Below are 7,698 nucleotides of genomic sequence, written 5' to 3' on the forward strand. Positions count from 1 at the left end.
TGCACCGTGGTATTTGAGTATAAAAATAGATGATATTACCAGAGTGGGGTAGGGTTGGCAAATAATGAGACTTTGTCCATAAGCTCAGTGATCATGTCAATTTGCCCACCCTACAAGAGCTAACAGAATTGCAAACCGCCGTATTGTATATAGGGGTAGGGTGGGCAAATAATGAGACTTTGTCCATAAGCTCAGTGATCATGTCAATTTGCCCACCCTACAAGAGCTAACAGAATTGCAAACCGCCGTATTGTCTATAGAGGGTGCGTTACATTTCATTAACGCACCCTACAAAGCTATTGGATGGCGTACGCCAATCTTGCTTTTATTTGTGTTCAAAGTCGGATTTGCCTAAGCAACCAGAATTTAGAGTACTCTCAAATCCACCAAGGATAACACGGCCAATAATTGAGCAATGTTTTGGGCTTATGGATATTCTTCCCGGTGATTATATATTTTTGATACTAATTTGGTAATTATTTCCGTATCAATATATACAAAAAGCTAGGCGTTTACCCTGTTTATGAGGTTTTATATGAGTTTTATGAGGTTTGATATGAGGTTTATGAGGTTTGATATGAGGTTTGATATGAGTTTTATGAGGTTTGATATGAGGTTTATGAGGTTTGATATGAGGTTTATGAGGTTTGATATGAGTTTTTATATGAGGTTTTATATGAGGTTTATGAGTTTAAAAATACTTTTAATTAGAGTTAATCTTTGTATTAAAGGAAGTAAACTTTCCTTTATTGAATACAATTACGAGTTGTGATTCTGATCAAAAAAAACTCATGCCCAAGCATGTCTAGCACGTACTAACCAATCTGTTGCTGTGGGAACAGGTCAAAGTTGCTGAACAAATGAACTCTGTACCATCAGAGCAAGTACCATCAGAGCAAGCTTACACCCATGAGGGGGCATGAGATTTAGTACAAATGTTCTGCAATTGTGACATGGTCCCATCCCATATGGTTGTAACCGTTAAAGCTGTTGAGTAACTGTCTGCGCAGCTGATAACCCCCTTCGCAATTCAGCACCACCTATGTGGCTTTCTTTGAAGGAAGGTTATCACATAAAACAGAAACCCGTGAACTTATTAGGTGTAGGGTGGGCAAATAATAATAGTTTCACCATTTGTACAGTTATCATCCACCTTTGCCCACCCTACAAAAGCTACTGTCCAGTGGACCAAGGGGGTTTTTTAAAATATGATGTGCGAAGGTCATGTTTTTTTACTGCGGAATTGGTTTACAATCACAATCGGTAATCAATTGGTTCACAAAACTTTTCCCTGTACTGCCGTACACTACATCTAGTTACACCCTGGAGGTAAAATACTTTAATGGACGAACATAAGACTGGAATTGCCCGGAACACAATCATCGATCGCCTGCGGCTTTCTTTGGTTTCTTTGATTTTGGTCCCTATGCTTTTCCTTTTTAACACACCTATTGCCCTGGGCCAAGAAGGACTCATTGATATTAGTCCCACTCCTATCTCCTATGATCAATATCTTTTTCAGGACGAATCATACATTATAGACACCGAAGGTTATACGGCCTCCGAACGGGTTTTTAATCTCACCGTTTCTCCTATTACTGAATGGGACTCGGAATGCTTAGATGATTGCAGATCTAACTTAACCAGTTTAGACACATCAATTGAAAAATGTAAGACGGAAAATGTTTTTTTCGGTCTTACATTTAACAGTGAGAAGTCAAAAGGAGGAGAACAAAAGGATATTTATCCCCTTCAGCCACATTGGGTGTTTAAAATTAACTCTCCTTCTGACGTCACCCAGGCCGAAATTAAAAATTTGGGTCAATGTCCAATTAAACTTGTGCCCACTCAATCCGAACCGTTGGAATTATGGTCAGGGTTTAAGGTCAAAGGGGATCCTGCATATGAAACGGTTAATGTACATCCCAGCTTAGGTAACTTTGTCCCTAAAAAAGTATATTACTATGAGAATGGCGGAACAAAAGTACTTCTCGGAGCTCTAAAAACTATATCCGCATCCAATTTTCCTGCTCTCGGAGCGGGGGTATGGGGCGATATCATGATCATGCCGGAATCGATTCGGGCCCCACACTGGCATATGACCGAAGCTGAGTCCGGTTTCTGTTACCAAGGTTACGGTAAGGTCGGGGCGATTGTAGATAAGGACATCTTTCCATCATCCGACGGTAGCGGGTATGCAAACGATCGGCTGGTTGAGGAAATTTTCATTCATCCTGATGAGATATTCATGTTCCCAACTGGTGCTCAACACTACTTGCGGAATATTGGTTCTGTACCCTTTAAATGCATCCTTTTCTTACGCCATGGCGTTCCAACTAACCCTAATATTTTGTCCGCAATCACTTTACAAAACGTACTTGGTCAGACTCCCCTAGGGGTCTCTGCTGCTTTCACCAATCCTAAAGATCCGGAGCTTGTTGGGTTCTCCGAGTTTATCGAAGGAGGATCAGAAGAACCTTACAAGGATGCTGCTTCAATTTCTAACTATCAGAACGAAGCCTTTAAACCTTCTACATCCTATCAGCCTAGACCCGATCAGCCTATCACAATTAAAAGTGCGGATGCCGACTGTACCGGTGCCGTGGAATGGATGACGAAATATAGCGAAATATGTCCTAACGGTAAAATATAGAACTAATTTGACCTAGTCGATATTAAACCCTCAATACCCCCTTTGCCCTCCAATTTTTTGTCTTTCGCACCGGATCTGGCCTACCCCGAAGGACATACGGTGGATGGGGATTGGGGGTTGATTATTCCCAAGTATATCTCGATAGCCAAAGGTTTTCTTTCTAAATGAATCAAACCGTTGGCTAGGTTATTTTGGGTTAACTATTACTTAGGGCTCGTGCCCAATTGACCACCCTAATACCTAGAATTTTGACGTCCGGGTCATTTGTAGTATAGCGGTTTTCAATTTGGTGAGGTACAGAGTTTCTGGTTTTAGGGAACAGGGAACAGGGAACAGGGAACAGGGAAGAGAGAACAGGGAACAGGGAAGAGGGAAGAGGGAAGAGGGAAGAGAGAACAGGGAACAGGGAACAGGGCAAAAATTATGTGTACCTCATTAGGGTAAAAAGCGCTATATTACGCCAGGAGTAGGGTGGGCAAATACCTTTCCTCTGACCAAATCCTCTGGATTCGAGTCAATTTGCCCACCCTACAAGTGCTTTCGAATGGTCAACTGCCGGGTTTCGATGGTACATTAGCTGCAACAGTATTTATTGTGATCAGTGATCGACACCCCCGGTCGCCATCTACTATTGAAAATTGTATAGTTACTTGGAGTGGTAAGCCATGGTGAGGCAGATTGAAACCCTATCGAGATCAGCTCTGCAAACGGAAGTATCTCACTTGCGGGAAGAGTTGCAGCTTAGAGACCAGTTAGTGCAGCAGCTGTCTCAAGAACTATTCCGCTTGGTGAAAGGGAATGCTAACTTCAAACCTCCCCAAGAGGTTTCTGAGCGCCACAAGGCTCAGATGGTGGTCTTGCGAGAACAGTTGCACGATGTGGAGCAGCAGGTGGAATTTTATCAACAGCAAATTGCCACCCGTGACACGGAAATTAAGCAATTGCGGGATAATGTAGAAGAATTAACCGAGCGCTCCCGTCAGCTAGAACAAGTTGTACAAGAGCTACCAAAAATTTATCACCAGAAGTTTTCGGAACGGATGGCACCAGTCAAGGAGAAGGTGACCATGTTACAGCGAGAAAACCGACAACTCCATGCAGAACTCCAGAGTGTCAGTTACCGACTAGCGGTCAGAAGCCGCAATATCACCCGGGTTGATCTACCCAGCTTCAATCGTCAGAATGCTAGTCCAATCCCAACTTTCGGTAGTGTGTAAAAGCCTTTGGGTTAGGGGTGCGTCAACTGGATGGTTGAAGGTTGGGTTGTTGAAGGTTGAAGGTTGGGTTGTTGAAGGTTGGGTTGTTGAAGGTTGAAGGTTGAAGGTTTCTGTTAAGCTGACGGCTGACAACTGACGGCTGACAGCTGACGTTTCTTGGTAGGTTAGCAACCGTTAACAATGGGGAAAACTTGGGGAAAACTCGGGGAAAACTTTCAACAAATCTGTCAACTGGCTAACTTGTCAACTTGCCAACCCTTCGACTTGACCACCCCATATCATGAGCTACTGTCTTAATCCTAAATGCCAACATCCCCAAAATCCCGATCAGGCCAGATTTTGTGCCTATTGTGGAACTAGATTACGATTAGGCGGACGCTTCCGTGCTGTTAGGCTAATTAGTATTGGTGGTATGGGGCGCACCTTTCTGGGGGTGGATGAGGCGGAGGATAGCAATGGTAAGTGTATCATCAAACAGTTATCCTTACAACAGCAGGATACCAACAATGCTCAGAAAGCGGCTGAGTCGTTCCGCCAAGAAGCTACTAGGCTGCAAGTGCTGGGACAACATCCTCAGATTCCGGAACTTCTGGCCTATTTTGAAGCAGATCATCAATTAGGTATCGCAGGAGAACCTGCTCTAGTCCACAAGTATATCGAGGGGGAAAGCTTAGCCACAGAACTGGAAACAGAAGGGACGTTTAGGGAAAACCAGGTTCGGCAAGTCCTGATTGAATTGCTGCCAGTGCTGCGCTTTATCCATAGTCATCAGGTAATTCATCGGGATATCAATCCCCACAATATCATTCGTCGCCCTCCTCCTGAGTCCTCTTTGTCCCAGTTACCAACACGAAAAACCAGGAAGAGGTTTTATTCTTGGGGGGGAAGGGGGAGCGAACTGTTTCTGGTGGATTTCAGTGCTGCTAAGCTGACTACAAAAACTGTGCTAGCACGAACGGGAACAATGATTGGCTCTGCGGCTTACACGGCTTCGGAACAGTTGATGGGAAAAGCGATCGCAACCAGTGATTTGTTCAGTTTAGGGGTTACCTGTATTCATCTGCTTACCAATGTTCACCCCTTTGATATGTTTAATAGTCTAGAAGGGAAGTGGGTTTGGGTCGATTACCTCAGGCAACCTGTGAGTGATCCGCTTATTCGCATCCTGAACAAAATGGTAGAGAATTTACCAAACCAACGCTACCAATCAGCTACTCAAGTCCTCGGAGCACTTGGTTTACCAGAGGATTTCGCTGCTATACCAGTAACGTCTTTATCTACAACAGTTACCCCTAAATTTGATACTCCTACTTGGAAATGTGTACATACTTTTTCCGAAGAGTCCAGTGGAATTAATTCTATCGCCTTTAGCCCGAATGGAGAAACTATAGCTAGTGGTAGTACAGATAAAACTATCACGATTTTTAACTGGCAAGCTAAAACAGTGGTGGCTAAACTTTCAGGACATTTAAATGTGATTGAGGCGGTTAGCTTTAGTCCAGATGGAGAAATTATCGCTAGTAGCAGTTGGGATCATACCATTAAACTATGGCATGAGTATACGGGAAATTTAATTCATACCCTTTGTGGACATTCAGCTTGGGTAAAGTGTTTGGCAATTAGTCACAATGGGCAATTACTTGCTAGCGGTAGTGCCGATCAGACTATTAAGCTTTGGATCCTGAAGAAGGCATCATTACAGACAACGTTGTTTGGCCATTTAGGAACAGTTAACGCTGTAGCTATTAGTAAAGATGGACAACTGCTAGCTAGTGGTAGTGCTGACAAAACCATTAAGCTTTGGAATTTAGTAACTGGTAAGCTCAGCGCAACCATTACTGGACATTCGGCATCGGTAGAGTCACTCACCTTTAGCCCTAGTGGTAAAATCTTAATTAGTGGCAGTGCTGATAAAACCATTAACATGTGGTTGCTCAAGAGGGATCGGTACTTACAAATACCAAAGAAACCATTGCTTACTCTGACCGGACATGGGCATGCTGTTAAATCTATTGCTATTAGCCCTCAAGGTAATACCTTAATCAGTGGTAGCGCCGATAAGACTGTCAAAATCTGGCATCCTGGTAGTGGTGAATTGCTCTATACTCTCACAGATCATTTAGGCGCTGTTACTACGGTTGCTATTAGCCATGATGGTGCTACCATTGCTAGTAGTTCTCAAGATAATACTATTAAGATTTGGAAGTTTGAGTGATGTCAGCTATCAGCTATCAGCTATCAGCTGATGCGCTACGCGCACCCGTGCGCGTTCAGCTTTTGAATAAAACAGGTAAGCATTATCAAATCCTGCTGTTTGCGCGATGCGCACGCTACGGAAGGTTTATTTTAAGCTGACGGCTGACAGCTGACGGCTGACAGCTGACGGGTTTATTTTAGTTGATTTGTCGGAGTTTAGCTAGGCTCTCACACACTGCTGCCCTAACTTTGGAGTTAAACTGCATCTATGGACAGACTCCGATTACCCCTATGGAAATTACGATCCAACTCCCCGATGAAATCGCTAGTCAACTCCAAGTAGGTGACCTCTCCCGCAGAATCCTTGAACTGATTGTGGCTGATCGCTATCGTCAAGGTCACCTTGGTGCTGCCCAAGTCCGCAGAATCCTTAACTTTTCTTCTCGCTGGGAAACCTACCAATTCCTCAAGGAGGAAAAAGCTTACCTTCCCTACACCGAAGCTGACCTAGACGAAGATAGCCAAACCCTGGACAATCTATTTGCCAACCCTGGATGATCGTTGTTTCTAATACTTCCCCGATTAACTACCTAATCCTGATTGGGCAGATTAACCTGCTACCCCAACTGTTTGGGCAAATCATTATTCCCCAAGCAGTGTATGACGAGCTATCAGATGTGGCTGCCCCACCACCTGTGCAAACTTGGATTGCCACCCCACCCCCTTGGCTGAAAATTAGACCCGTTAGCCTATCTTCCGATTCAGTTCTAGATTTGCTAGACCCCGGAGAACTGGCAGCTATTCTTTTAGCTCAAGAACTCACAGCAGATTTAATTTTGCTAGATGATATGAAGGCAAGGCGCATAGCAAAAGAACGAGGATTAACCATCACAGGTATTTTGGGAATTTTAGACCGGGCAGCTACTATGAAACTTATCAATTTACCTGTTGTTGTCGATAATCTTAAAAATACATCGTTTTGGGCATCGGAAAGTTTATTTGAAAAGCTTTTAGATAAGCATTCCTAAAAAACATGACAACGTCTCTTATAAATCCTAATCAAGATTTCGCTCTATGGGCTGTGTTGCTGTCAGCAGCAACAATTGGATTCTGGGCAGAACGAACTCCTTGGGGAGCTAAACTATCTGGGGCTGTTGTCACCATTTTGGTAACGTTCATCCTATCTAATCTTAGGATTATCCCACCGGATGCTCCCGCCTATGGTGTGGTCTGGTCTTACTTAGTTCCATTAGCTATTCCTTTACTACTATTCCAAGCTGATTTGTTTCGGATTGTGTGGGAGGCTGGGTTTACCTTAATTGCCTATGGCATTGGTGCAGTGGGAACAATCCTAGGAACAGTAGTGGCTTACTATCTCATTCCTTTAGGAGAGCAAGGTTGGCAGTTGGCAGCAATTTTTTGTGCTACCTATATTGGTGGTTCTGTTAATTTTGCGGCAACCGCTGAAAGCACTGGATTAAGAGCAGGAGATTTACTCAGTGCTGGGGTAGCAGCAGATAATTTAGTGATGACCTTGTACTTTTTAGTGCTGTTTGCTTTACCTTCCATGAAGTGGCTACGGGGAATTTTCCCTAACCAGCGCTCTCAGGAGAATACTAATTCTAGTCAGTT

8 protein-coding genes are annotated in these 7,698 nt (G+C 43.7%); 7 read left to right on the plus strand and 1 reads right to left on the minus strand.

Annotated features, from left to right (window positions below; all coding sequences use genetic code 11):
* Window positions 1-1,342 precede the first annotated feature (1,342 nt).
* From F6K20_RS16125 to F6K20_RS16135, 3 genes are all read left to right on the plus strand, one after another.
* Window positions 1,343-2,653, plus strand: a complete 1,311-nt coding sequence (locus F6K20_RS16125; RefSeq protein WP_287266841.1) for a cupin domain-containing protein — start codon at window positions 1,343-1,345, stop codon at window positions 2,651-2,653.
* A gap of 289 nt (window positions 2,654-2,942) precedes the next feature.
* Window positions 2,943-3,092, plus strand: coding sequence for a hypothetical protein (locus tag F6K20_RS16130; protein ID WP_287266843.1), 150 nt, complete (start codon window positions 2,943-2,945; stop codon window positions 3,090-3,092).
* A 226-nt stretch (window positions 3,093-3,318) separates the two neighbouring features.
* Window positions 3,319-3,870, plus strand: coding sequence for an Npun_F5560 family protein (locus tag F6K20_RS16135; RefSeq protein ID WP_009149385.1), 552 nt, complete (start codon window positions 3,319-3,321; stop codon window positions 3,868-3,870).
* 22 nt (window positions 3,871-3,892) lie between these two features.
* On the opposite strand, the gene F6K20_RS16140 is transcribed toward F6K20_RS16135, so the two are convergent.
* Complete coding sequence (locus F6K20_RS16140; RefSeq protein ID WP_154659887.1) at window positions 3,893-4,051, minus strand: hypothetical protein; 159 nt, start codon at window positions 4,049-4,051, stop codon at window positions 3,893-3,895.
* 99 nt (window positions 4,052-4,150) lie between these two features.
* On the opposite strand from F6K20_RS16140, the gene F6K20_RS16145 reads away from it, so the two are divergent.
* From F6K20_RS16145 to F6K20_RS16160, 4 genes are all read left to right on the plus strand, one after another.
* Entirely contained in the window at window positions 4,151-6,085 is a 1,935-nt protein-coding gene (locus tag F6K20_RS16145; RefSeq protein WP_287295304.1) for a WD40 repeat domain-containing serine/threonine-protein kinase, read from the plus strand.
* Between the two features lie 272 nt (window positions 6,086-6,357).
* Window positions 6,358-6,624 (plus strand): UPF0175 family protein, encoded by a 267-nt coding sequence (locus F6K20_RS16150; RefSeq protein ID WP_009149390.1) that lies wholly within the window; start codon window positions 6,358-6,360, stop codon window positions 6,622-6,624.
* Entirely contained in the window at window positions 6,621-7,094 is a 474-nt protein-coding gene (locus F6K20_RS16155; protein ID WP_071106747.1) for a PIN domain-containing protein, read from the plus strand. The genes F6K20_RS16150 and F6K20_RS16155 overlap by 4 nt, the downstream gene beginning before the upstream one ends.
* Window positions 7,095-7,099: 5 nt before the next feature.
* On the plus strand, window positions 7,100-7,698 hold a 599-nt coding region (locus F6K20_RS16160), incomplete at its 3' end, for a DUF819 family protein (RefSeq protein ID WP_287295305.1).

This window comes from Moorena sp. SIO2C4 (assembly GCF_010672485.1).
GTDB lineage: Bacteria > Cyanobacteriota > Cyanobacteriia > Cyanobacteriales > Coleofasciculaceae > Moorena > Moorena producens.